This is a genomic window from Bacillus sp. SIMBA_074, from assembly GCF_046534555.1.
Taxonomy (GTDB): domain Bacteria; phylum Bacillota; class Bacilli; order Bacillales; family Bacillaceae_G; genus Bacillus_A; species Bacillus_A mycoides.
In genome coordinates, this window is the sequence record NZ_JAWRYM010001227.1 from 1 (window position 1) to 236 (window position 236).

At 53.4% G+C, this 236-nt stretch carries 1 protein-coding gene; it reads left to right on the top strand.

The features are described from left to right. On the top strand, positions 1-236 hold a 236-nt coding region (locus tag SB773_RS34635; protein ID WP_410595077.1), incomplete at both ends, for a DUF1775 domain-containing protein.

A 236-nucleotide genomic window follows, 5' to 3' on the forward strand; every position in this document is an offset into this window, starting at 1 on the left:
GGGATCAAGGCGCATGAGTTTATGGAATTCGCTTTCGTAGGTGCGAATCCAAAAGAAGAGGGAAGCCTTGCCTGGAAAGCATACCAAACCTATGCAGACGGTGAAGTAGTAGAGTGGACAGGAGACAAGGATTCCAAAACGCCAGCCTCTGTTACGACGGTGAAAGCAGGAGTAGGGGAAGCGGGACATGATCACGGAGAGGCACAAGCGCCAGCAACTGCCCCAGCCCAAGAGTC